This window comes from Blastococcus sp. SYSU D00813 (genome assembly GCF_054050735.1).
Genome location: NZ_JBJGZX010000035.1, coordinates 1 through 23,688, shown reverse-complemented (window position 1 = coordinate 23,688; position 23,688 = coordinate 1). Strand labels below are relative to the sequence as shown.

Below are 23,688 nucleotides of genomic sequence, written 5' to 3'. Positions count from 1 at the left end.
ACGTGCCGGAGGGGACGCCGAACACCCCGTGCCCCGGCCGGGTCAGCGGACCGCGGCGGTCCAGGTCCGCACCGGGTCGTCGCTGCCGACCACCAGCCCCCGGCTGGCCAGCAGCCGCAGGTGGGCGTCGGTCTCGGTGACGGCGAACATCCGCATCGCGTTCGCGTACTGCTCCCACGGCCGTGACCAGGTGAGGTACCCGGCCAGCTCCCAGGGCGTGCTGTGCGGGTGCGCGCGGATCGCGTCGAGCAGCTCGGCCAGCCGCTGCTCGTGGTGGCGGGTCAGCTCCGCGGTGCGCAGGCCCAGCCCGCGGAAGCGCCACTCGTGCGCCGGCAGCACCTCGACCGGCTCGTCGAGGTCGCCGACCCTGGCCAGCGACGCGAGGTAGTCGCGCAGCGGGTCCGGGTCGGAGCCCTGGCCCGCGGAGACGTTCGGGCTGATCCGGGGCAGCACGTGGTCGCCGGCGAGGAACAGCCCGGTGCGCTGCTCGGCGAAGCACAGGTGACCGGGGGTGTGCCCCGGGGTGTGGACGGCGCGCAGCGACCAGCCGGGGAAGTCGGCCACCTCGCCGTCCTCGAGCAGCCGGTCGGGGATCGCCTGGCGCCGCAGCCCGGCCAGCCGCTCCGGCGTGGGCGCGTCGGACGTCGCGGTCGCCTCGTCGGCGCCCAGGGCGACCATGGACGCGATCTGGGTGCGGATGAACACCTCGAGGTCGGCGGCCGCGGAGCGCCGCACGATCGCGGCGTCGGCCGGGTGCATCGCGATCCAGGCGCCGGAGGCCTCGCGCACCCGGGCGGACAGCCCGTGGTGGTCGCCGTGCATGTGCGTGACCAGGACGCCGCGCACGTCGCCGACGTCGCCGCCGATCGCCGTCAGCCCGGCCCGCAGCGACGTCCACGCGTCGTCGGAGTCCCAGCCGGTGTCGACCAGGCCGAGGCCGCCGCCGTCGAGGGCGAACACGTAGGAGGTCACGTACCGCAGCGGGTTGTCCGGCATCGGGACCGGGATCGACCACAGGTCCGGGCGCAGCTGCTCGACCGGCGGTACCTCGCGGGCCAGCCAGGCCGCGCGCTGGGCGGTCCCGGTGACCTCGACGTCGCTGTCCACGCCCGCACCCTGCCAGCCCGCGGGATGATGGTGCCGTGGCCACCCCGGATGCCCCCGCCGCCGTCTCCGCCGTCCCACGCCGCCTGCGCACGGTCTGCGCGCTCGGGGCGGCGGTCGTGGTCGCCGCGATGGCCGTCGTCGGCCTGCTGCTGCCGGACTCCTCGACCGGTGTGGTGCAGTTCGGCTGGGCCGACCAGGTCGCGATCATCGGCGTCGGGGTGTGCCTGGGCGCCGGCATCCTGACGATGGGCCGGTCGCGGGTGGACGCCGACGCCACCGGGGTGCGGGTGCGCAACCTCTTCGTCCGGCACGAGCTGCCCTGGGCCGCGGTGCGGTCGGTGCGCTTCGACCGGCACTCCTCGTGGGCCAGCCTGCTGCTCACCAACGGCGACGAGGTGTCGATGCTGGCCGTCCAGGCCGCCGACAAGGAGCACGCCGTCCGCGCCGTGGAGGGCCTGCGCGCCCTGCTGGCCCAGGCGCGGGCGGCCGAGCCCGCCCCGCTGCCGCTGCTCTACGACGACTGAACCGGGGGCGGGAATGTCCCCGGGGTCCCCGACGCTGTAGCATGGGCGTGCCTCCCCGCTACACGAGGCGCGTGAACCACCCAGCGGCCCCGCCCCGGGCCGCTGACCAAGAGGAGCCCGCTCCCACCTGGCGCCGTCGAGGCGCCCAGGTCCCCGGTTCGCGAGTGCCGGCCCCCGTGGCCGGCTCCCGCGACGCGCAGCACCCCGCCCCGGGTGCGTGCGCCACCGGCCAGTGGGCCCCGCCGAGCACTCGCTCGCGGGGCTTTCTGTCTGCCGGCGTCCGGTGGTCGGACAGCGAGCCCCTCCCAGGCTGAAGCAGAGGAGAGGCCATCACCGAGCCCCGTATCAACGACCGTATCCGCGTCCCCGAGGTCCGCCTCGTCGGCCCGGAGGGCGAGCAGGTCGGCATCGTGTCGATCGGCGAGGCGCTGCGCCTGGCCCAGGACTCCGAGCTCGACCTCGTCGAGGTCGCGCCCATGGCCCGGCCGCCCGTCGCCAAGCTCATGGACTACGGGAAGTTCAAGTACGAGTCCGCCCAGAAGGCCCGCGAGGCCCGGCGGAACCAGGCGCTCACCGTCATCAAGGAGATGCGGCTGCGCCTCAAGATCGACCCGCACGACTACGAGACCAAGAAGGGCCACGTCGAGCGCTTCCTCAAGGGCGGCGACAAGGTCAAGATCACCGTGATGTTCCGCGGCCGCGAGCAGTCGCGCCCGGAGATGGGGTACCGCCTGCTGCAGCGGCTGGCCGCCGACGTGTCCGAACTGGGCGTCGTCGAGTCCAACCCGAAGCAGGACGGCCGCAACATGGTCATGGTGATCGCCCCGCACCGGAACGCCCAGGCCCAGCAGGGCAAGGGGCGGCCGGCGAAGGGGGAGCAGGAAGCGGAGCAGGCGCCCAGCGCCTGACCCCCTGCGCCACCGCAGGACCGCACCACCGAGACCACGGGTGCGTGCGGCAGCCCCGTGCTGCCGCACGCACCCGCACGTAGACGACAGGACAGGCGAGGACATGCCGAAGCAGAAGACCCACAAGGGCACCGCCAAGCGGGTGCGCGTCACGGGCAGCGGCAAGCTCATGCGCGAGCAGGCCAACAACCAGCACAAGTTCGAGCACAAGTCGGGCCAGCGCAAGCGCCGGCTGGACCAGGACCAGGTCATCTCGCCGTCCGACGCGAAGAACCTCAAGAAGCTGCTGGGCATCTGACCGCCCTCCCGTAACGAGAAGACAGGAGCTCTCACGTGGCACGCGTGAAGCGGGCGGTCAACGCCCAGAAGAAGCGCCGGACGACCCTCGAGGCCGCCAGTGGCTACCGGGGCCAGCGGTCCCGCCTGTACCGCAAGGCCAAGGAGCAGATCCTCCACTCGGCCACCTACAACTACCGCGACCGCAAGGTGCGCAAGGGTGACTTCCGCAAGCTGTGGATCACCCGCATCAACGCCGCGGCGCGCCAGAACGACATGACCTACAACCGGTTCATGCAGGGCCTCAAGCTCGCCGGCATCGACCTCGACCGCCGCGTGCTGGCCGAGCTCGCCGTCAACGAGCCGGCCGCGTTCACCGCGCTGGTCGAGGCCGCCCGGGCCGCGCTCGCGGCGAACCCCGAGGCGACCGGCGCCCAGGCCGCCTGAGCCTGCGCCCCGTAGTACCGACGACGCCGCCGGTGACCGGCCCCCCGGGGCCGGCGCCGGCGGCGTCGCCGTCTGCCCGCCGGGAGGAGGAGCGATGACCGAGCTGCTGACCGAGCGCTCCGGCCGCGTCGCCGCGGCCCGCAAGCTCACCCGCCGGGCCGGCCGCGACGCCGCAGGGCTGTTCCTCGCCGAGGGCCGGCAGGCCGTGTCCGAGGCCCTGGCCACCGCGCCGGACGGCGTCCGCGAGGTGTTCGCCACCGAGGCCGCCGCAGCCGCGCACCGCGAGCTGCTGGCCGGCGCCGGCGTCCCCGTGCGGCTGGTGACCGAGAAGGCGGCCGCGGGCCTGTCGGAGACTGTGACCCCCCAGGGGCTGGTGGCCGTCTGCGCGCTGCGCGACGTCCCGGCCGCGCGGCTGGCCGAGGCCCCGCCGCGGCTGTCGGTCGCGCTGGCCGAGCTCGCCGACCCGGGCAACGCCGGCACCGTGCTGCGCACCGCCGACGCGTGCGGCGCCGGGGCCGTCGTCTTCGGCGCCGGGTCGGCCGACCCCTACGGCGGCAAGGCGGTGCGCTCCAGCGCGGGGAGCCTCTTCCACGTCGACGTCGTCCGCGGGACACCGCTGACCGAGCTGGTCCCGGCCCTGCAGGACACCGGCGTCACCGTGCTGGCCGCCGACGGCGGGGGAGAGGCGTCGCTGGACGCCCTCGGCGACGTGCTGTCCGGGCCCGTGCTCTGGCTGTTCGGCAACGAGGCCCGCGGCGTGCCGGCCGACCTCGCGACGCTGGCCGACGCCCGGGTGCGGATCCCGATGCGCGGGCGGGCGGAGAGCCTCAACCTCGCCGCGGCCGCCGCGATCTGCCTCTACGCCACCCAGCTCGCCCAGGGCTGAGAGCACGTCGCGCGCGAAAGTCCCGGCGTCGGCGGGACCTTCGCGCGCGAAGTGCTCATCAGACGAGGCCGGCGCGCTTCCAGAGCAGCTCCGAGGGCCCGCCGATCAGGCCGACCTCGCGCAGGAACGCGACCAGGCCGGAGGAGGCGTCGCGCAGCTTGGCGCGGTAGTGCTCGTTGGCGCGGGCGACGGCCTTGGCCTCCGCGGGGTCGAGCCCGACCGAGGCGTACACCTGCGGCTGCACCAGGTTGTCGGCGACGATCGCGGCCACCGAGGCGACCAGCGTCCGGTGCCGGCGCAGCGCCAGGAACCCCAGCCGCGGGGTGCGGCGCGCGACCTCGTCGCGGGCGAAGCGCATGTGCCGCGCCTCCTCGACCACGTGGATCTCGCTGGTCCGGCGGGTCAGCGGCTGCACCCGCTCGTCGCGCATGAGGTCGCGCTGGAGGATGTCGAGGATCTCCTCGGCCACCAGGATCGCGGCGTACGCCGAGGGGCCCGAGCCGCGCGCCATGAACGCCTTGCCCAGCCGCAGGATCGACGGCGGCGGCTGGTAGGACGGCGCCCCGAACGTCTGCGCCGTCCGGGCGAACATCACCGAGTGCCGGCACTCGTCGGCGATCTCGGTCAGCGCCCACTGCACGTGCGGCTGCGAGGGGTCGTCGCCGTAGACGTCCTTGAGCACCAGCTGCATGAGCAGGCCCTCGAACCAGATCCCGACGCCGGAGATCGAGCAGTACTCGTGGATGGTCAGGGTGATCCGCTGCTGCTCGGTCAGCCCGTCCCACAGCGGCGTGCCGTACAGGGAGGACCACTCCGGCGAGAGACCGTAGAGGTCCCCGGGGACCGGGGCCGACCAGTCGACGTCGACCGCGGGGTCGTAGGACCGCTTGGCCGCCGACCCGAGCAGCCGGGTCGAGAGCTCCTGGCGGTCGGTGGCGCGGGTGGGCGTCCGGGTCGCGGGGGCGGATGCGGCGGCGGGGACGGTCGCGGTCATCGGGCACTCCTCCGAGGCGGGTCGGGTGATGCTGTGCCCGACGGTAGCTGTTACCGACTGACACACGCAAATGATGGGGGAGGATGGGTCCGTGCCGAGGACGACGGAGAGCCGCCCCGCCGTGGAGGGCCGCTCCGCGCCGGACGGACGACGGGCCCGCTGGACCGAGCACCGGCGGGAGCGCCGCGCCGAGCTGGTGGGGGCGGCGCTGACCGCGGTGCGCGCGGCCGGGCCGGACTTCGCGGTCGACGACGTCGCCCGCGCCGCCGGGGTGTCCAAGACCGTGATCTACCGGTACTTCAGCGACAAGGACGAGCTGGTCGACGCCGTCCTGGAGCGGATCGCCGACGACCTCCTCCTGCCCCGGCTGCTCGGCGAGCTGGCGCTCGAGCGGGCCGACGACCGCGCGCGGCTGCACGGCGTCATCCGCGCGTTCGTGCAGCTCATCGAGGACGAGCCGGCGCTGTACCGCTTCGCCTACGCCCAGGCCGGCCGGTCCGGCCGCGCCGACCTCGTCGCCGCCACCGAGCGCCAGGTCGCCGACGCACTCGGGGTGCTCATGACCGAGCGCCTGACGGCCGCCGGGCGGTCCGCCGCCGGGGCGATGACGTGGGCCTACGGCGTCGTGGGCATGGTGCAGCTGGCCGCGCACTGGTGGGCGGACACCCGCACGGTGCCGGCGGGGGAGCTGGCCGAGCAGCTCGCCGACCTCGCCCACGGCGGGCTGGCCGCCCTCCTGCCGCCGGCCTGAGCCGCCCCCGGCGTCAGCGGGCGAGCACCGCCTTCGCCTCGTACATCCGCGTGTCGGCCAGGTGCAGCAGGGTGGCGAAGCCGACGCCGTCCTCCGGGGCGACGGCGATCCCGACGCTGGCGCCGACGAAGACCGGCGCCCCGTGCACGTCCACCGGCAGGCTGACCGCCTCGACGAGGGCGTCGGCCACCCGGCGTGCCTCCGCGTGTGCCTCGCCGTCGCCGGAGAGGCCGGGGAGGGCGACGAGGAACTCGTCGCCGCCGAGGCGGGCCACCAGGTCGCGGCGGCGTAGCCGCTGCCGCAGCCGGGCCGCCACCTCCTGCAGGAGCTCGTCGCCGGCGGCGTGGCCGAACCGGTCGTTGACGGCCTTGAAGCCGTCGAGGTCGAGGAAGAGCAGTGCCAGGGACTCGCCGCGGGCGCGGGCGTCCCACAACGCGGTCTCCACCTGCTCCTGCAGCCGGCGGCGGTTGGCCAGCCCGGTGAGCGGGTCGGTGGCCGCGAGCTCCTCGATGCGGGCCAGCGCGGCCCGGGTGCGGTCGCGCTCCTGCACCAGCGCGCGCTCGGCCTCCACGCGGGCGGTGACGTCGACCTGCACGCCGATGTACTGCACGACCGCGCCGGAGGTGTCGCGGACCGGCGCCAGGTGCAGCTCGTTCCACCACGGGGTGCGCTCGGGACCGCGGACGTTGAGCACGGTCTCCCGGCACTCCTCGCCGGCGGCGATCGCGGCGCGGATGCGGGCGACGGCGCCCGGGTCGGTGTCGGGGTCCTGCAGGAAGCGGCAGTTGCGGCCGAGCAGCTGCTCGCGCGGCAGGCCGGCGAGCCGCTCGAACGCCGGGTTGACGTAGACCAGCGGCTGGTCGGGCAGCCGCAGGTCGGCCACCGCGACGCCGCTCGGCGTGGCGCCGAGCGCCTCGAGCAGCAGCGCCTCGCCGGCCGGCACGCCCGCCGCGGCCGCCCGGGCCACCGCCACCGCCGGGGTGGGTGCCGCCGGGCGCGCCGGCTCGGGCGCCGGGGCCACCCGCGGGGCGACCCGGGCCAGCAGCGACGACGTCGCGGCCACCACGGTGTCGCGGTCGTAGGTCAGGGCGTACTCGAACCGGCGCTCGCGCTCGGGGCCGGTGTCGCCGAGGTCGCGGGCCAGCAGCGCGGCGCTGAAGTGCGGGCTCAGGACGGTCACGTCCCACTCGCCGCGGACCGGGTCGCCGTCGGCGAGGGTGGTGCCGCGCAGGCCGGGCAGCGGCTCCTCGGGCAGGCCCTCGCCGAGCGCGCACACGAACCCGGTGCGCTCGACCAGGTCGCGGTAGCGCTGGGTGGTCGACGGCGTGAAGTGGCGGGCCTCCTGGAAGGCCGCGGCGACCACGCAGGTGCGGCCCATCCGCATCGCCTCCCGCTCGAGCTGCTTGGAGAGCTCGATGAGCAGCGCCTTGGGGGCCTGCCGCAGCGGCGTCCCCTCGGGCAGGCAGGCGAAGGGGGAGACGGTCTCGTCGGCAGCGACGGCGGCCGCGGAGCCGGGCAGCGCGAGCTCGCCGGTCTCCCGGTCGTCCGCGGGGCCGGCGGCCGGGCGGCCGAAGAACCAGCCCTGTCCCAGGGTGGCGCCGAGGCCGCGGGCCATGGCCAGGTGCTGCTCGTGCTCGATGCCCTCGGCCAGCACGACCGCGCCGGTGCGCTCGGCGTAGGCGTTGACCGCGTTCATGATCTCGGCGACGTCCGGGCCGGGCCGCTCCTGGACCAGCCTCAGGTCGAGCTTGACCACGTCGGGGCGCAGCAGCGGCATGAAGGCCAGCGACATCGGCTCGGCGCCGACGTCGTCCACGGCCACGCCCCAGCCCGCCGACCGCACCCGCGCCACGGTCCGCAGCAGCTCGGCGGGCCGGGCGGCCAGGGCCCGCTCGGTGATCTCCAGGACCACCCGCAGCCCGCCGGGAGCCGAGGTCGCCAGCCCCAGCAGCGTCTCCACCGGTGCCTGGTCCAGCACCTCCGGCTCCACGTTGACGAAGAGCGTGAGCGGCGCGGTCAGCCCCTGCTCGACCGCTCCGCGCAGCGCCGCGGTCCGGCACGCCTGGTCCAGCTCGGCCAGGCGGGCGGCGGCCCGGGCGGCGCCGAAGAGCTGGTCGGGGCGCTCCAGCGGCCCGTGCGGGCCGCGGGCGAGCGCCTCGTAGGCCACCACCCGGCCGGTGTCGATCTCGACGATCGGCTGGAAGACGCTGCGGACGCCGCCGGAGGCGAGGACGGCGTCCAGGGCGTCGGCGGCGGCGGTACGGATGAGGTCCACGAGCGGTGCATCGGCAGCGGACGCCGGTCCGTGCACCGATCGGTCCGCCGTCCCACCCGCGCGGGGGAGACGGGTCAGCCGGGGGTCGTGATGAGCACGACGGCGACGGCCGCGGCGACCAGCCCGGCCACCTGGGCGCCGGCCAGCCGCTCGCGCAGCAGCACCTGGGCCAGGACGACGGTGCTGACCGGGTACAGCGAGGCCAGCACGCCGGTGATCGCCAGCTGGCCGGGAGCCTGGGTGGCCAGGAGGAAGAGCGCGTTCGCCGCCATGTCCAGCACCCCGGAGAGCAGGACCAGCGGCAGCGCGGCGCGGGGCGGCCGCAGCGAGCGGCGCCCGGCCGCGGCCACGAGCACCACCAGCCCGATCGACGCGACACGGGCCGCCACCAGCGGCGTCAGCCGGGACTCCTCGCGGGTCTGGTCGAGCAGCACGAAGAAGCAGCCGAAGGCCAGGCCGGCCAGCAGCGCCGGCACCAGGGCGGCGGGCCGGGCCGCGCGCAGGGCGCCCCCGCCCTCCTCGGCGGAGACCAGGGCGACGGCCACGAGCGCGAGCAGGATGCCGATCGTCGCCGGCACCCCGACCCGGTCGCCGGAGACGACGCCGACGAGCACCGGGACGGCGGCCGCGGTGACCGCCGTCGTCGGCGCGACGACGCTCATCACCCCGCCGGCCAGCGTGCGGAAGAAGACCAGCAGCCCGGTCGCCCCGGCCAGCCCGGCGCCGGCGCCCCAGAGCAGGTCGGCGCCGGTCACCGGCCCGCCGAGCCAGGGCAGGAGCAGCAGCAGCGCGGCCAGCCCGGTGGCCTGGGAGAGGGCGACGACGGCGAGGACGGACGCGCGCCGGCTCGCCAGCCCGCCGAGGAAGTCCGCCGTCCCGTAGACGACCGCCGATGCCAGCGCGAGGACGACCGCCACGCCGCTGCTCTCCCTCCGCGAGATCTGCACAGTCGTCGCTGTCGAGCGCCGATGGCGACCACTGTGCAGATCTCGTCGCGGGACCCGGCGGGCGGGTGCCGAGAACCCACGCGCGTGCGCGGGCCGGTGCCGGGCAGAATGGCCTCCCGTGTCTGGCGCCAACGACCCCTACGACCCCAAGCAGGTCGCCGCGCTCTCCGCCGAGGCCCTCGACGCCGCGGTCGCCGCCGCGGTCGAGGCGTTCGGCGCGGCTGCCGACCTCGCCGGGCTGGCCGCGGTCCGGCCGGCCCACCTCGGCGACCGGGCGCCGGTGCTGCTGGCCCGCCGCGAGCTCGGCGCGCTGCCCCCGGCCGCCCGCTCCGACGCCGGCAAGCGGGTCAACGCCGCGCGCGTCGCCGTCACCGAGGCCTACGAGCGGCGGCTGGCCGAGCTGGAGGCCGAGCGCGACGCCCGCGTGCTGGCCGAGGAGCGGGTCGACGTCACGCTGCCCTGGGACCGGGTGCCCCGCGGCGCCCGCCACCCGCTGACCACGTTCGCCGAGCGGATCTCCGACGTCTTCGTCGGCATGGGCTACGAGGTCGCCGAGGGCCCGGAGCTCGAGGCGGAGTGGCTGAACTTCGACGCGCTCAACATCGGCCGCGACCACCCGGCGCGCACGATGATGGACACCTTCTTCGTGGCGCCGGAGGACTCCGGCCTGGTGCTGCGCACGCACACCAGCCCCGTGCAGGCCCGCACCATGCTGTCCCGCACGCCGCCGATCTACGTCGTGGCGCCCGGGCGGGTCTACCGGACCGACGAGCTCGACGCGACGCACACCCCGGTCTTCCACCAGATCGAGGGCCTGGCCGTCGACCGCGGCCTGACCATGGCGCACCTGCGCGGCACGCTCGACCACCTCGCCCGCACCCTGTTCGGCGCCGAGGCGGTCACCCGCTGGCGGCCGTCGTACTTCCCCTTCACCGAGCCCTCGGCCGAGTTCGACGTGTGGTTCCCCGAGCACCGCGACGGACCGCGCTGGGTCGAGTGGGGCGGCTGCGGGATGGTCAACCCGCGGGTGCTGGTCGCCTGCGGCGTCGACCCCGAGGAGTACAGCGGGTTCGCCTTCGGCCTGGGCATCGAGCGGGGCCTCATGTTCCGCTCGGGCATCACCGACATGCGCGACATCGTCGAGGGCGACGTCCGGTTCACGACTGCGTTCGGAGTGGAGCTGTGAGAGTCCCGATCGGCTGGCTGGCCGAGTACGTCGACGTCCCCGCCGGGACGACGGTCGAGGACCTCGACACCGCCTTCGTCCGGCTCGGCCTCGAGGTCGAGGAGATCCACCGCCCCGAGCCGGTGACCGGCCCGCTCGTGGTCGGCCGGGTGCTGGAGATCGAGGAGCTGACCGGCTTCAAGAAGCCGATCCGCTACACGCAGGTGGACGTCGGGGAGGGCGAGCCGCGCGGCATCGTCTGCGGCGCGCGCAACTTCGCCGCCGGTGACGCGGTGGTGGTCGCGCTGCCCGGTGCGGTGCTGCCCGGCGGCTTCGCGATCGCCGCGCGGAAGACCTACGACCACGTCTCCGACGGGATGATCTGCTCCGTCCGCGAGCTGGGCGTCGGCGACGACCACGCCGGCATCCTGGTACTGGGCGACGACGCGCCGGCGCCGGGCACCCCGGCCGGGCCGCTGGTCGGACTGGACGACGTCGTCATCGAGCTCGCCGTCACCCCCGACCGCGGCTACTGCCTGGCCATGCGCGGCCTCGCCCGGGAGATGGGCACCGGCCTGGGCGTCGACTGGCGCGACGCCGGCGCGCTGGAGCTGCCGTCCTGGTCCGGCGAGCCGGCGTGGCAGGTGCGCGTCGAGGACGCCGACCGCTGCGACCGGTTCTCGATGATCGCGCTCGAGGGCCTCGACCCCGCCGCGGCGAGCCCGTGGTGGATGCGCCGGCGGCTGGCGCAGTCCGGCGTCCGCAGCATCTCCCTGGCCGTCGACGTCACCAACTACGTGATGCTCGAGCTCGGCCAGCCGATGCACGCCTTCGACCGGGACGCGGTCACCGGCCCGATCGTCGTCCGCCGGGCCCGGGCGGGGGAGCGGCTGACCACTCTCGACGGCGCCGAGCGGGCGCTGGACGCCGACGACCTGCTGATCACCGACGACACCGGCCCGATCGGCCTGGCCGCGGTGATGGGCGGTGCGTCGACCGAGATCGGGGACGGGACGACGAACGTCCTGCTCGAGGCCGCGCACTGGGAGCCGACCGGGGTGGCCCGCACCGCCCGCCGGCACCGGCTGCCCAGCGAGGCGGCCAAGCGGTTCGAGCGCGGCGTCGACCCGGAGATGACCGTGGTCGCCCTCGCCCGGGCGGCCGCGCTGCTGGCCGAGTACGGCGGCGCCCGCGTGGTCGGCTCGCCGGTCGACGTCGACACCCGCGGTCCGCGCCCGGTCGTCGAGCTGGACGCCGGCGCCCCGGCCCGCGTCGCCGGCGTCCCCTACGCGGAGTCGCAGGTGGTCGACCTGCTCACCGCGGTCGGCTGCACCGTGGCGGGCGACGGTGCGCTCCGCGTCACCCCGCCGTCCTGGCGCCCGGACCTCACCGACCCGGCCGACCTGGTCGAGGAGGTCGTCCGGCTCGCCGGGTATGACGACATCCCGTCGGTGCTGCCCACCGCCCCGCCCGGCGGGGGACTGACCGAGACCCAGCGGCGGCGCCGGGCCATCGGCCGCGCGCTGGCCGAGACCGGCCACGTCGAGGCGCCGTCCTACCCGTTCGTCGGCGAGCGGGCGCTCGACGCGCTCGGCCTGGACGCCGACGACGAGCGCCGGCAGACCGTGCTCGTGCGCAACCCGCTGTCGGAGGAGGAGCCGGCGCTGCGGACGACGCTGCTGCCCGGCCTGCTCGCCGCCCTCGCCCGCAACCTCGCCCGCGGCCAGCGCGACCTGGCGCTGTTCGAGCACGGCGCGGTGTTCCCCGGGGGGCGGCGCTCGCCGGCGCCGCTGCCCGGGGTCGACCGCCGACCCGGCGACGACGTCCTCGCCGCGCTGCTGGGCGCGGTGCCCGAGCAGCCCTGGCACGTGGCCGTGGCGCTCACCGGCTCGCGCGAGCGGCGCGGCTGGTGGGGCCCGGGCCGGCCGGCGGAGTGGGCCGACGCGGTCGAGGCCGCCCGCCGCGTGGCCGACGCCGCCGGCGTGGAACTGACCGTGCGGGCCGGCGAGCGCGCCCCGTGGCACCCCGGCCGCTGCGCCGAGCTGCTCGTGGGGGGGACCGTCGTCGGGTACGCGGGCGAGCTGCACCCGCGGGTGTGCGCGGCGCTGGAGCTACCGGCGCGGACGGCGGTCATGGAGCTCGACGTCGACGCGCTGCCGGCCCGCCCCGTGCCGTCCGGCCCGCCGATCTCCACCTATCCGCCGGTGCTCCTCGACCTCGCGTTCGTGGTCCCCGCCGAGGTGGCCGCGGCCGACGTCGAGGCCGCGCTGCGCGAGGGCGCGGGCGGGCTGCTGGAGTCGGTGCGGCTGTTCGACGTCTACACCGGCGCCCCCGTGCCGGAGGGGCAGCGCTCGCTGGCCTACGCGCTCACCCTCCGCGCGCCGGACCGGACGCTCACCGGCGAGGAGGCCGCCGAGGTGCGGCAGCGCGCGGTCGCCCTGGTGGGGGAGCGGACCGGGGCGACCCTCCGGTAAGGACCCCCTGCCTCTCACGCCTCGCACGCTCGGCACGAGCCTCCGGAGGGGGTCATGAACAGGATCGACGGGGTCGCCCTGGTCACCGGGGCGTCCACCGGCATCGGCCGGGCCCTGGCCGAGGGCCTGGCCGCCCGCGGCATGGCCGTGGCCGGCCTGGCCCGGACCGGGGACCGGCTGCGGACGGCGATGGACGAGATCGCCGCGGCCACCGGCGCGCGCACCCTCGCGGTGACCGCCGACGTGACCGACCGGGCCGCGGTGGACGCCGCCGTGGAGGAGGTCGCCGGCGAGCTCGGCCGGGTCGACCTGCTGGTCAACAACGCCGGTGTCGTCGACGCGGCCGAGGAGCCGCTGTGGGAGACCGACCCCGACCAGTGGTGGGACGTCGTCTCCAGCCACGTGCGCGGCGGGTACCTGCTCTGCCGCGCCGTGGTGCCGTGGATGGTCCTGCGCAACCGCGGCCGGATCGTCAACCTCGCCAGCGGGATGAGCGTGCGCGCCCGGCCGCAGTACTCGGCCTACTCGGTGGCCAAGACCGGGCTGATGCGCATGACCGAGGCGCTGGAGGGGGCGCTGGAGGGCACGGACGTGCACGCCTTCGACGTGGCGCCCGGCGTCGTCGACACCCCGATGACCCGGTCGATGGCCATGTGGCAGGGCTTCGAGGACTGGACGCCGGTCGAGCGGGTGGTGGGGATGGTCGCCGCCATCGCCGCCGGGGAGCTCGACGCCTGGGGCGGCCGCTTCCTGCACGTGAACAACGAGACGCCGGCCGAGCTCGCGGCCCGCACCCCGGAGGGCGACGCCCGCCGGCTGCGGCTGCGCCCCTGGGGGGACGGCGACCCGCTGGGCTGACGCTGACCTGCTCGGCTGACGCGCTGCGGGTCCGGCCAGGGCTCCCTAGGGTCGGCCCCATGCTGCACCCACCGGCCATGGCCGAGATCTCCGACGAGGACCTCAACCGCGAGCTGGCCCACCTCTACGAGAAGCGGCACGACATCCTCCGCACCGGGTCGGCCGAGGCGTGGGCCAACCACCGCGAGCGCACCGACCAGCTCGAGGCCGAGTACGTGCGCCGCTTCACCCGCGGCGTGACCGACGCAGAGGCCAAGCTCGCCGGCTACGGCGGCTGACCCTCCGGGGGACTCTCGCGCGCGAAGTGCTCCCGCCGGCCGGGACACCGCGATGAACGGTCATGCATGGTCGTGTATGGTCATGCATCGTGAGCACATCGCGGACGTGGACGGTCGGGGTCACCGGCGCCACCGGGTACGCGGGGGGTGAGGTGTGCCGGCTGCTGGCCGGGCACCCGAACCTCCGGCTGACCGGGGTGCACGCGGCATCGAGCGCCGGCCGACGCCTCGGTGAGCTCCAGCCCCACCTGCTGCCCTACGCCGACCTCGAGGTGCGGCCCAGCGGGCCCGAGGACCTCGCCGGCTACGACGTCGTCGTCCTCGCGCTGCCGCACGGCCAGTCGGCCGAGGTCGCCGCGCAGCTGCCCGACGACACGCTGGTCGTCGACTGCGGCGCCGACCACCGGCTCAACGACCCGGCGGCCTGGACCCGGTGGTACGGCTCCGAGCACGCCGGCAGCTGGCCCTACGGCCTGCCGGAGCTGCCCGGCCAGCGCGAGCGGCTGACCGGCGCGCGGCGGATCGCCGTCCCGGGCTGTTACCCGACGTCGGTCACCCTGGCGATGGCCCCGGCCCTGGCCGCCGGCCTGGTCGAGCCCGACGTCGTCGTCGTGGCGGCCTCCGGCACCTCGGGCGCGGGCAAGTCGGCCAAGCCGCACCTGCTCGGCAGCGAGGTCATGGGCTCGGTCAGCGCCTACGGCGTCGGCGGCGTGCACCGGCACACCCCGGAGATGGTGCAGACGCTGTCGCAGGCCGCCGGTGCGCCCGTCTCGATCAGCTTCACCCCGACGCTGGTGCCGATGAGCCGGGGCATCCTCGCCACCTGCTCGGCGAAGCTCGCCCCCGGGGTGGACGCCGACGCCGCCCGGGCCGCCTACGCGAAGGCCTACGCCGAGGAGCCGTTCGTGCACCTGCTCCCCGAGGGGCAGTGGCCCACCACCGCGCAGGTGCTCGGCGCCAACACCGTGGCGATCCAGCTCGCGGTCGACCCCGACGCCGGCCGGCTGGTCGTCGTCGCCGCCGTCGACAACCTCACCAAGGGCACCGGGGGAGCGGCCATCCAGTGCGCCAACCTCGCTCTCGGCCTGCCGGAGACCACCGGCCTGCCGCTCGTGGGGGTCGCGCCGTGACCGTCACCGCACCTGAGGGCTTCCGCGCCACCGGGGTCGCCGCCGGGCTGAAGTCGTCCGGGGACCCCGACGTCGCCCTCGTGGTGAACGACGGGCCGCACGACGCCGCGGCCGCCGTCTTCACAACCAACCGCTTCCCGGCCGCGCCGGTGCAGTGGAGCCGGCAGGTGCTGTCGACCGGTCGCCTCAGGGCCGTCGTCCTCAACTCCGGCGGCGCCAACGCCTGCACCGGGCCCGAGGGCTTCGCCGACACCCACGCCACGGCCGAGCACACGGCGGCGGCGCTCGGTCTCGGCGCGATCGACGTCGCCGTGGCCAGCACCGGCCTGATCGGCATGCGGCTGCCCATGGAGAAGCTCCTGCCCGGGGTGACCGCGGCCGCGCAGGCGCTGAGCGCCGACGGCGGACCGGACGCCGCCCGCGCGATCATGACCACCGACTCGGTGCCCAAGACCGCGGTGCAGCAGCGGGAGGGCTGGACCGTCGGCGGCATGGCCAAGGGCGCGGGCATGCTCGCCCCGTCGCTCGCCACGATGCTCGTCGTGATCACCACGGACGCCGTCGTCCCGACCGAGGTCCTGCAGCCGGCGCTCGAGACGGCCACGGAGCTCTCGTTCGAGCGGGTCGACTCCGACGGCTGCCTCTCGACCAACGACACGGTCGTCGTCATGGCCAACGGCGCGAGCGGGGTGACCCCGGACGCCGGGGAGCTCACCGAGGCGCTGACCGCGGTCTGCACCGACCTCGCGATGCAGCTGCTCGCCGACGCCGAGGGCTCGACGAAGGACATCGCGATCACCGTCCGCAACGCCGCCACGGTCGAGGACGCGCTCACCGCCGGCCGCGCCTGCGCCCGCAACAACCTGCTCAAGACCGCGCTGTTCGGCAACGACCCCAACTGGGGCCGGGTGCTGGCCGCGATCGGCACCACCGACGCCGCCTTCGCGGCCGACCAGGTGGACGTGACCATCAACGGGGTCACCGTCTGCCGGGGCGGTTCGATCGGCGACCCGCGCGAGGGCGTCGACCTCACCGGCCGGGCGATCACCATCGACGTCGACCTGAGGGCGGGGACCGAGCAGGCGACGATCTGGACCAACGACCTGTCCATCGCCTACGTGCACGAGAACTCGGCGTACTCGACGTGAGCCACGACCCGAACGCCCAGGACCCCACGCCCCCCGACGTCCGCGTCGGCGAGCCCGCCCCCGAGGTCCCGGCCGTCCGCCGGCGCATCGGCACCACCCGCAAGATGCGCCAGTACGACCCGGAGGGCGACGCGCTCAAGGTCGCCGTCCTCACCGGGGCGCTGCCGTGGCTCAAGGAGTTCCACGGCAACGTCGTGGTGATCAAGTACGGCGGCCACGCGATGGTCGACGAGGAGTGCCGGCGGGCCTTCGCCGAGGACATGGTCTTCCTGCGGACCTGCGGCATCCTCCCCGTCGTCGTGCACGGCGGCGGCCCGCAGATCACCGAGATGCTCGGCCGGCTCGGGATCACCAGCGAGTTCCGCGGCGGCCTGCGGGTGACCACCGAGGAGACCATCGAGGTGGTCCGGATGGTGCTCACCGGCCAGGTCACCCCCGAGGTGGTCGGGCTGATCAACCAGCACGGCCCGCTGGCCGTGGGCTTGTCCGGGGAGGACGGCGGTCTGTTCCGCGCCGAGCGGACGACGGCGACGGTCGACGGCGAGCCGGTCGACGTCGGCCTGGTCGGCGACGTGGTCGAGGTCGACCCCGGGCCGGTGCGGGCGCTGCTGGAGTCCGGGCACATCCCGGTGATCGCCACCGTGGCCCCCGACGCCGACGGCGTGGTGCACAACGTCAACGCCGACACCGCCGCGGCCGCGGTGGCCGTGGCGCTGGACGCGGTGAAGCTCGTCGTCCTCACCGACGTCGAGGGGCTCTACGCCGACTGGCCCGACCGCGGGTCGCTGGTGCAGCAGATCGACGCCGCCGAGCTGGCCGAGATCCTGCCCGGCCTGGACTCCGGGATGGTCCCGAAGATGGCCGCCTGCCTGCGGGCGGTCGAGGGCGGGGTGAAGCGGGCGACCGTCGTCGACGGCCGCACCCCGCACGCCCTGCTGCTGGAGATGTTCACGACCGAGGGCACCGGGACGATGGTCGTCCCCGCGCCCACCGAGCCGACACAGGAGGAGGCGACAGCATGAACGAGCACACGCACACGGAGGAGCTGGCCCGCCGCTGGTCGGCCGTGATGATGGGCAACTACAGGGCCCCGGCGGTCGCGCTCGCCCGCGGCGAGGGCGCCACGGTGTGGGACGTCGACGGCCGCGAGTACACCGACCTGCTCGGCGGCATCGCCACGACGATCCTCGGCCACGCCCACCCCAGGGTCGTCGAGGCCATCACGCGGCAGGCGCAGACCCTCGGCCACGTGTCCAACCTGGCGATGCACGAGCCCGGCGTCGCGCTCGCCGAGCGGCTGCTGGAGCTCGCCGGCCGCCCCGGCCGGGTCTTCTTCTGCAACTCCGGCGCCGAGGCCAACGAGGCCGCCTTCAAGCTCAGCCGGCTGACCGGGCGCACCCAGGTGGTCACCGCCGAGGGCGCCTTCCACGGCCGGACCATGGGCGCGCTGGCGCTCACCGGCCAGCCGTCCAAGGCCGCCGCGTTCGCCCCGCTGCCCGGCGGGGTGTCCCACGTGCCCTACGGCGACGCCGGCGCGCTGTCCGCGGCCGTCACCGACGCGACCGCCATGGTGCTGCTCGAGCCGATGCTCGGGGAGGGCGGTGTCCAGCCCCCGCCGGCCGGGTACCTGGCGTCCGCCGCCGCCACGGCCGCCTGCGCCGGCGCGCTCTTCGCCGTCGACGAGGTGCAGACCGGCATCGGCCGCACCGGCCACTGGTTCGCCCACCAGGCCGACGGCCTCCAGCCCGACGTGGTCACGCTGGCGAAGGCGCTCGGCGGCGGGCTGCCCATCGGCGCGACGCTCGCCTTCGGCGACGCCGCGGACCTGATGACGGCGGGCTCGCACGGGTCGACCTTCGGCGGCAACCCGATCGCCGCGGCCGCCGCGCTCGCGGTGCTCGACACCATCCGCGACGAGGGGCTGCTGGAGCGGGCCAAGGAGCTCGAGCACCGGTTCACCGCCGGCATCGAGGGGCTCGGCCACGCCGGGGTGTCCGGCGTCCGGGGGCGGGGCGCGCTGCTCGGCGTCGTCCTCACCGCGCCGGTCGCCGCCGGGGTCGAGGCCGCGCTGCGGGAGGCCGGGTTCCTGGTGAACGCCGTCGCGTCCGACGTCGTCCGGCTGGCCCCCTCGCTGGTGGTCACCGACGCCCAGGTCGACGCCTTCGTCGCCGCCCTCCCGGCGGCGCTCGACGCGGCGGCCGGCTCGTGACCCGTCACTTCCTGCGGGACGACGACCTGTCGCCGGCCGAGCAGGCCGAGGTCCTGGCCCTGGCGGCGGAGCTCAAGCGCACCCGGCACACCGAGGCGGCGCCGACCCCGCTGCGTGCGGCGAACGGGGTGCCGCGGGCGGTCGCCGTCCTGTTCGACAAGCCCTCCACCCGCACCCGGGTGTCGTTCTCCGTCGGCGTCGCCGAGCTCGGCGGCTACCCGCTGGTGATCGACGCCGCCGCGAGCCAGCTCGGCCGCGGCGAGCCGGTCGAGGACACCGCCCGCGTGCTCGACCGCCAGGTGTCGGCCATCGTCTGGCGCACCTTCGGCCAGGACCGCATCGAGGCGATGGCCGCGGCCAGCCGGGTGCCGGTGGTCAACGCGCTCACCGACGAGTTCCACCCCTGCCAGATCCTCGCCGACCTGCAGACGATCGCCGAGCACCACGCGGATCGACCGGGCGGGCTCGCCGGCCTGACCATGAGCTACCTCGGCGACGGCGCCAACAACATGGCGCACTCCTACCTGCTGGGCGGGGCCACCGCCGGCATGCACGTGCGGATCGGCTCGCCGGCGGAGTTCCGGCCCGACCCGGCGGTGTTCGAGCGGGCCGAGGAGATCGCCGCCGGGACCGGCGGCTCGGTGCGGTGGACCGCCGACGCCGCGGCCGCCGCCGACGGCGCCGACGTCCTGGTCACCGACACCTGGGTGTCGATGGGGCAGGAGTCGGAGTACGAGGAGCGGATCGCGCCCTTCCTGCCGTACGCCGTCGACGAGGCGGCGCTGGCCCGCGCGGCCACCGACGCGATCGTCCTGCACTGCCTGCCCGCCTACCGCGGCAAGGAGATCGCCGCGTCGGTGATCGACGGCCCGCAGAGCGCGGTCTGGGACGAGGCGGAGAACCGGCTGCACGCCCAGAAGGCGGTCCTCATCTGGCTGCTGCAGCAGGGGGACCGGTGACCGCCGCCACGTGCGATCCCGCCGGTGCCGGGCCGTGCCGCCTGCTGGAGCGTGCCCGATGAGGTCCCTCCGACGATGACCGGCGCGCTGTCCCGCAGCGCCCGGCAGGCGCGGATCCGCGAGCTGATCGAGGCCCGGGCGGTCACGTCGCAGACCCAGCTCGCGGCCCTGCTCGCCGAGGCCGGGATCGAGGTCACCCAGGCGACGCTGTCGCGCGACCTCGACGAGCTGGGCGCGGTGAAGATGCGCGGCTCCGACGGCGCGCCGGCCAGCTACGTGCTGCCGCCGGAGAACGCGCCGCTGCGGCCGGCGCAGACCGCACCCGCCCGGCTCACCCGGCTGCTCGCCGACCTGCTCACCCACGCCGACGGCAGCGCCAACCTCGCCGTCCTGCGCACCCCGCCGGGCGCCGCGCAGTTCCTCGCCTCCGCCCTGGACAAGGTCGGCCTCCCCGACGTCCTGGGCACCATCGCCGGCGACGACACTGTGCTGGTGGTCTCCCGAGCGCCCGACGGTGGCCCCGCGCTGGCCGAGCGGCTGGCCGGGCTGGCCCGGCGCACCCCGCCCGTGTACCCCGAACTGAACGCCGACCTGGAGGAACCCACCCCGTGACCGCCGACTCGCAGCCCTCGCACACCCGGCTGTGGGGCGGTCGCTTCGGCGGCGGTCCCTCCCCGGCGATGGCCGCGCTCAGCAAGTCGACGCACTTCGACTGGACGCTGGCACCCTTCGACCTGGCCTGCTCCCGCGCGCACGCCCGCGTGCTGCACCGCGGCGGCCTGCTCACCGACGAGGAGCTGGACCGGATGGTCGGCGCCCTCACCGAGCTGTCGGCGGAGGTCGCGGCCGGCACCTTCGGGCCGCAGGAGTCCGACGAGGACGTGCACGAGGCGCTCGAGCGCGGCCTCACCGAGAAGCTCGGCCCGCTGGGCGGCAAGCTGCGCGCCGGCCGCAGCCGCAACGACCAGATCGCCACCGACCTGCGGCTGTACCTGCGCCACCACGTCCGCGCGCTGGTCGGCGAGCTGGCCTCGCTCGAGTACGCCCTGGTCGGCCTCGCCGAGCGGTACTCCGACGTCGCCGCCCCCGGCATGACGCACCTGCAGCACGCCCAGCCGATCCTGGTGGCCCACCAGCTGCTCGCCCACGCGCACGCGATCGCCCGCGACGTCGACCGGCTGCGCGACTGGGACCGCCGCACCGCCGTCAGCCCCTACGGGTCCGGCGCGCTGGCCGGCTCCTCGCTGCCGCTGGACCCCGACGCCGTCGCCGCCGAGCTGGGCTTCGACCGAGCCTCGGACAACTCGATCGACGGCGTCAGCGACCGCGACTTCGCCGCGGAGTTCTGCTTCGCCGCCGCCCTGATCGGCGTCCACCTGTCCCGGCTGGGCGAGGAGGTCGTCCTGTGGACGTCCACCGAGTTTGGCTGGGCTGTCCTCGACGACGCCTGGGCGACCGGGTCGTCGATCATGCCGCAGAAGAAGAACCCCGACATCGCCGAGCTCGCTCGCGGCAAGTCCGGCCGGTTCGTCGGCAACCTCACCGGCCTGCTCACCATGCTCAAGGGCCTGCCCCTGGCCTACGACCGGGACCTGCAGGAGGACAAGGAGCCGGTCTTCGACTCCATGGAGCAGCTGCTCCTGCTCCTGCCGGCCGTGACCGGGATGGTCGCCACCCTGACGCTGCGCCCGGAGGTGATCGAGGCCGCCGCCCCCCAGGGGTTCGCGCTGGCCACCGACGTCGCCGAGTGGCTGGTCCGGCAGGGCGTGCCGTTCCGGTCGGCGCACGAGATCTCCGGCGCGATGGTCGCCTTCTGCGAGTCCGCGGGCCTCGAGCTCGACGAGCTGGACGACGACCAGCTCGCCGGCATCGACGAGCGGCTCACCCCCGACGTCCGCTCGGTGCTGTCGGTGCGCGGCGCCCTGGCGGCGCGCAGGGCCCGGGGCGGGACGGCGCCCGAGCGGGTCGCCGGTCAGCTGGCGCAGCTGGCGGAGCTGGCGCGGCAGCACGCGGAGTGGTCGTCGTCCTCCCCGGTGGCGGCGGTCCTCTGAGCGCTCCGGTGCCCGACCCGGCGGCGCCCGGCCCGCTGCTCGCCGCCGCGCAGCTGCTCGGCCCGGTCGACGAGGTGGCCCCCGCGCTGCTCGGCTGCTGGGTGGTCACCGACCGGCCGGAGGGGCGCGTCGCCCTGCGGCTCACCGAGGTGGAGGCGTACTCGGGGGCGGGGGAGGACCCGGCGTCGCACGCCCACCGCGGCCCGACCCCGCGGGCGGCGATCATGTTCGGGCCGCCGGGCCGGCTGTACGTCTACTTCAGCTACGGCGTGCACTGGTGCGCGAACGTGGTGGTCGGTCCGGAGGGCCGGGGCTCGGCGGTGCTGCTGCGGGCCGGTGAGGTGGTGGCCGGGGAGTTGGTGGCCCGAACCCGCCGTCCCGCCGCCAAGGCGGCGCGCGACCTGGCGCGCGGGCCGGCCCGGCTGACCCAGGCACTGGGCATCGGCCCCGACGACCGCGGTGCGGCGCTGCTCGACCCGGCCTCGCCGGTCCGGCTGCACGCCGGGGAGCCGCCGTCCGCCGTCGCCTCCGGTCCCCGTGTCGGGATCAGCGTGGCGACGGACCTGCCCTGGCGGTTCTGGGACCCGGCCTCGGACACGGTGAGCGCCTTCCGCGCGGGCGGCCGGAAGGTGCGGCGGTCGCCCAGGCAGGATTGAGCCGTGACCGACGTGATCGACGAACTGCACCGGCGCGGGCTGATCGCCCAGAGCACCGACGAGGACGCCCTCCGCGCCCACCTCGGTGCCGGGCCGGTCGCCTTCTACTGCGGAGTGGACCCCACGGCGCCGAGCCTGCACGTCGGTCACCTGGTGCAGTACATGGTCATGCGGGCCCTGCAGCGGGCCGGCCACCAGCCGGTGGTCCTGGTCGGTGGCGCGACGGGCCTCATCGGCGACCCGCGGCCGACCGCGGAGCGGCAGCTCAACGACCCGGAGGTCGTGGCCGGCTGGGTGGCGAGCATCCGCCGGCAGGTCGCGCCGCTGCTCGAGCTCCCCGCCGAGGCCGAGGGGCTCCAGGCGCCCGTCTACGTCGACAACCTCGACTGGACCGGACCGCTGTCGGCCATCGACTTCCTCCGTGACATCGGCAAGCACTTCCGAGTCAGCCAGATGCTGGCCAAGGAGGCCGTGTCGGCGCGGCTGAACTCCGAGGCCGGCATCAGCTACACCGAGTTCAGCTACCAGATCCTCCAGGCCAACGACTTCCGCGAGCTGCACCGCCGGCACGGCGTGACGCTGCAGACCGGTGGCTCCGACCAGTGGGGCAACCTCACCGCCGGCATCGACCTGGTCCGCCGGACGGAGGGTGCGCGGGTGCACGCCCTCTCCACGCCGCTGGTGACCAAGTCCGACGGCACGAAGTTCGGCAAGACCGAGGGCGGAGCGGTCTGGCTGGACGCCTCGCTGACGTCTCCCTACGCGTTCTTCCAGTTCTGGCTCAACGCCGACGACGCCGACGCCCGGGCATGGCTGCCGCTGTACTCGGAGCGGCCGGCCGAGGAGGTGGCGGCGCTCATCGCCGAGAGCACCGAGCGACCGGCCTCCCGGGCCGTGCAGCGTGCGCTGGCCGAGGAGCTGACCCGGCTCGTGCACGGCGCCGACGAGCTGCGGCAGGCGGAGGCCGCCGGGAGGGCGCTCTTCGGACGGGAGGAGCTCTCGGCCCTCGGCCCGGAGACCCTCGGCGCCGCGCTGCGGGAGGCCGGCAGCGTCACCGTGGACGGCGACGTGCCCTCGGTGGCGCAGCTGCTGCACCTCACGGGCCTCGCCGGCAGCCTGTCCGAGGCGCGGCGGACGGTGAAGGAGGGCGGCGCGTACCTCAACAACGAGCGGGTGACCGACGCCGAGGCCGTCCCCGGGGAGGAGACCTGGCTGCCCGGCGGGTGGCTGGTCCTGCGCCGCGGGAAGCGGGCCGTGGCCGGTGTGCAGCGTGGCTCGTCCACGCCCTGAGGAGCCCGCTGGCGCGTGAACGCGAGGTGACGCGCCGGTTCCGGCCGGGTGTCGACCGTCACCCCGGGACCGGTTTGACACGGCGTCCGACAGGCGCGTAACTTTCTCTCTGCGCCGCGCGGGACCCCGGGAGGGGCCGCGAGGAGGGGCCCGGAAGGGCCGCCCCGGAGCGGCGTACAGTGGGACAAGCCGCCGTTGACGAGGGCCTCTCAGGGGGTCTGGTTCTTCGCGCGTCCGTTCCTTGAGAACTCAACAGCGTGCCGAAAGTCAGTGCCAAGTAATACCCCGGGTGCTGCGGATCTTCGGGTTCGTGGTGCTGGGATTCCTTTGGTTGATTGATATCGCGAGTGTCAGC

General features: G+C 75.5%; 23 protein-coding genes. 19 read left to right on the top strand and 4 right to left on the bottom strand.

Annotated features, from left to right (window positions below; all coding sequences use genetic code 11):
- Positions 1-42 precede the first annotated feature (42 nt).
- Complete coding sequence (locus tag ACI8AX_RS19055) at positions 43-1,107, bottom strand: MBL fold metallo-hydrolase (protein WP_456551423.1); 1,065 nt, start codon at positions 1,105-1,107, stop codon at positions 43-45.
- A 35-nt stretch (positions 1,108-1,142) separates the two neighbouring features.
- On the opposite strand from ACI8AX_RS19055, the gene ACI8AX_RS19050 reads away from it, so the two are divergent.
- The 5 genes from ACI8AX_RS19050 (at position 1,143) to ACI8AX_RS19030 (ending at position 4,148) form a co-directional block, all read left to right on the top strand.
- Positions 1,143-1,631: a PH domain-containing protein gene (locus ACI8AX_RS19050; RefSeq protein WP_456551422.1), complete on the top strand. Its 489-nt coding sequence runs from the start codon at positions 1,143-1,145 to the stop codon at positions 1,629-1,631.
- Between the two features lie 329 nt (positions 1,632-1,960).
- Positions 1,961-2,539, top strand: a complete 579-nt coding sequence (gene infC / locus ACI8AX_RS19045) for a translation initiation factor IF-3 (RefSeq protein WP_456551448.1) — start codon at positions 1,961-1,963, stop codon at positions 2,537-2,539.
- Positions 2,540-2,642: 103 nt separating this feature from the next.
- Positions 2,643-2,837, top strand: coding sequence for a 50S ribosomal protein L35 (rpmI, locus tag ACI8AX_RS19040; RefSeq protein ID WP_456551421.1), 195 nt, complete (start codon positions 2,643-2,645; stop codon positions 2,835-2,837).
- A gap of 35 nt (positions 2,838-2,872) precedes the next feature.
- On the top strand, positions 2,873-3,262 hold the full coding sequence (rplT, locus tag ACI8AX_RS19035) for a 50S ribosomal protein L20 (RefSeq protein ID WP_456551420.1): 390 nt from the start codon (positions 2,873-2,875) through the stop codon (positions 3,260-3,262).
- A gap of 94 nt (positions 3,263-3,356) precedes the next feature.
- Positions 3,357-4,148 (top strand): TrmH family RNA methyltransferase, encoded by a 792-nt coding sequence (locus ACI8AX_RS19030; RefSeq protein ID WP_456551419.1) that lies wholly within the window; start codon positions 3,357-3,359, stop codon positions 4,146-4,148.
- Positions 4,149-4,206: 58 nt separating this feature from the next.
- On the opposite strand, the gene ACI8AX_RS19025 is transcribed toward ACI8AX_RS19030, so the two are convergent.
- Positions 4,207-5,142, bottom strand: coding sequence for an AurF N-oxygenase family protein (locus tag ACI8AX_RS19025; RefSeq protein WP_456551418.1), 936 nt, complete (start codon positions 5,140-5,142; stop codon positions 4,207-4,209).
- 91 nt (positions 5,143-5,233) lie between these two features.
- Here ACI8AX_RS19025 and ACI8AX_RS19020 point away from each other — a divergent pair, with 91 nt between their 5' ends.
- Positions 5,234-5,893: a TetR/AcrR family transcriptional regulator gene (locus tag ACI8AX_RS19020; RefSeq protein WP_456551417.1), complete on the top strand. Its 660-nt coding sequence runs from the start codon at positions 5,234-5,236 to the stop codon at positions 5,891-5,893.
- Between the two features lie 13 nt (positions 5,894-5,906).
- On the opposite strand, the gene ACI8AX_RS19015 is transcribed toward ACI8AX_RS19020, so the two are convergent.
- Together ACI8AX_RS19015 and ACI8AX_RS19010 are read right to left on the bottom strand one after the other, a co-directional pair.
- Positions 5,907-8,168 carry a diguanylate cyclase domain-containing protein gene (locus tag ACI8AX_RS19015; RefSeq protein WP_456551416.1) on the bottom strand — a complete coding sequence of 754 codons (2,262 nt, stop codon included), beginning with the start codon at positions 8,166-8,168 and terminating at the stop codon, positions 5,907-5,909.
- Positions 8,169-8,242: 74 nt separating this feature from the next.
- Positions 8,243-9,085 (bottom strand): EamA family transporter, encoded by an 843-nt coding sequence (locus tag ACI8AX_RS19010; RefSeq protein ID WP_456551415.1) that lies wholly within the window; start codon positions 9,083-9,085, stop codon positions 8,243-8,245.
- 148 nt (positions 9,086-9,233) lie between these two features.
- On the opposite strand from ACI8AX_RS19010, the gene pheS reads away from it, so the two are divergent.
- The 13 genes from pheS to tyrS all read left to right on the top strand — a co-directional run bounded on the left by pheS (position 9,234) and on the right by tyrS (position 23,333).
- Positions 9,234-10,301 carry a phenylalanine--tRNA ligase subunit alpha gene (gene pheS, locus ACI8AX_RS19005; protein ID WP_456551414.1) on the top strand — a complete coding sequence of 356 codons (1,068 nt, stop codon included), beginning with the start codon at positions 9,234-9,236 and terminating at the stop codon, positions 10,299-10,301.
- Positions 10,298-12,754, top strand: coding sequence for a phenylalanine--tRNA ligase subunit beta (gene pheT / locus ACI8AX_RS19000; protein WP_456551413.1), 2,457 nt, complete (start codon positions 10,298-10,300; stop codon positions 12,752-12,754). The genes pheS and pheT overlap by 4 nt, the downstream gene beginning before the upstream one ends.
- Positions 12,755-12,808: 54 nt before the next feature.
- Complete coding sequence (locus ACI8AX_RS18995) at positions 12,809-13,612, top strand: SDR family NAD(P)-dependent oxidoreductase (RefSeq protein ID WP_456551412.1); 804 nt, start codon at positions 12,809-12,811, stop codon at positions 13,610-13,612.
- A gap of 59 nt (positions 13,613-13,671) precedes the next feature.
- Positions 13,672-13,890, top strand: a complete 219-nt coding sequence (locus tag ACI8AX_RS18990; RefSeq protein WP_456551411.1) for a DUF6158 family protein — start codon at positions 13,672-13,674, stop codon at positions 13,888-13,890.
- Positions 13,891-13,979: 89 nt separating this feature from the next.
- The gene (gene argC / locus ACI8AX_RS18985) at positions 13,980-15,020 is read left to right on the top strand and encodes an N-acetyl-gamma-glutamyl-phosphate reductase (RefSeq protein ID WP_456551410.1); all 1,041 of its coding nucleotides are present in this window, start codon (positions 13,980-13,982) and stop codon (positions 15,018-15,020) included.
- Positions 15,017-16,168, top strand: coding sequence for a bifunctional glutamate N-acetyltransferase/amino-acid acetyltransferase ArgJ (gene argJ, locus ACI8AX_RS18980; protein ID WP_456551409.1), 1,152 nt, complete (start codon positions 15,017-15,019; stop codon positions 16,166-16,168). The genes argC and argJ overlap by 4 nt, the downstream gene beginning before the upstream one ends.
- Positions 16,165-17,190: an acetylglutamate kinase gene (argB, locus tag ACI8AX_RS18975; protein WP_456551408.1), complete on the top strand. Its 1,026-nt coding sequence runs from the start codon at positions 16,165-16,167 to the stop codon at positions 17,188-17,190. The genes argJ and argB overlap by 4 nt, the downstream gene beginning before the upstream one ends.
- Entirely contained in the window at positions 17,187-18,377 is a 1,191-nt protein-coding gene (locus ACI8AX_RS18970; protein ID WP_456551407.1) for an acetylornithine transaminase, read from the top strand. The genes argB and ACI8AX_RS18970 overlap by 4 nt, the downstream gene beginning before the upstream one ends.
- Entirely contained in the window at positions 18,374-19,336 is a 963-nt protein-coding gene (gene argF, locus ACI8AX_RS18965; RefSeq protein ID WP_456551406.1) for an ornithine carbamoyltransferase, read from the top strand. Before ACI8AX_RS18970 ends, argF begins: the two co-directional genes overlap by 4 nt.
- A gap of 75 nt (positions 19,337-19,411) precedes the next feature.
- A complete protein-coding gene (locus ACI8AX_RS18960; protein WP_456551405.1) occupies positions 19,412-19,948 on the top strand; it encodes an arginine repressor in 537 nt (178 codons plus the stop codon).
- On the top strand, positions 19,945-21,387 hold the full coding sequence (gene argH / locus ACI8AX_RS18955) for an argininosuccinate lyase (RefSeq protein ID WP_456551404.1): 1,443 nt from the start codon (positions 19,945-19,947) through the stop codon (positions 21,385-21,387). Before ACI8AX_RS18960 ends, argH begins: the two co-directional genes overlap by 4 nt.
- A gap of 8 nt (positions 21,388-21,395) precedes the next feature.
- Positions 21,396-22,043 carry a DNA-3-methyladenine glycosylase gene (locus ACI8AX_RS18950; protein WP_456551403.1) on the top strand — a complete coding sequence of 216 codons (648 nt, stop codon included), beginning with the start codon at positions 21,396-21,398 and terminating at the stop codon, positions 22,041-22,043.
- Positions 22,044-22,046: 3 nt separating this feature from the next.
- Positions 22,047-23,333, top strand: coding sequence for a tyrosine--tRNA ligase (gene tyrS / locus ACI8AX_RS18945; protein WP_456551402.1), 1,287 nt, complete (start codon positions 22,047-22,049; stop codon positions 23,331-23,333).
- Positions 23,334-23,688: the final 355 nt, after the last annotated feature.

Excerpts from the sequence above, each read along its gene's own strand:
- rpmI (WP_456551421.1), top strand. The coding sequence starts at position 2,643 with ATGCCGAAGCAGAAGACCCACAAGGGCACCGCCAAGCGGGTGCGCGTC.
- ACI8AX_RS19030 (WP_456551419.1), top strand. The coding sequence starts at position 3,357 with ATGACCGAGCTGCTGACCGAGCGCTCCGGCCGCGTCGCCGCGGCCCGC.
- ACI8AX_RS19025 (WP_456551418.1), bottom strand. The coding sequence starts at position 5,142 with ATGACCGCGACCGTCCCCGCCGCCGCATCCGCCCCCGCGACCCGGACG.
- ACI8AX_RS18995 (WP_456551412.1), top strand. The coding sequence starts at position 12,809 with ATGAACAGGATCGACGGGGTCGCCCTGGTCACCGGGGCGTCCACCGGC.
- ACI8AX_RS18990 (WP_456551411.1), top strand. The coding sequence starts at position 13,672 with ATGCTGCACCCACCGGCCATGGCCGAGATCTCCGACGAGGACCTCAAC.
- ACI8AX_RS18970 (WP_456551407.1), top strand. The coding sequence starts at position 17,187 with ATGAACGAGCACACGCACACGGAGGAGCTGGCCCGCCGCTGGTCGGCC.
- ACI8AX_RS18960 (WP_456551405.1), top strand. The coding sequence starts at position 19,412 with ATGACCGGCGCGCTGTCCCGCAGCGCCCGGCAGGCGCGGATCCGCGAG.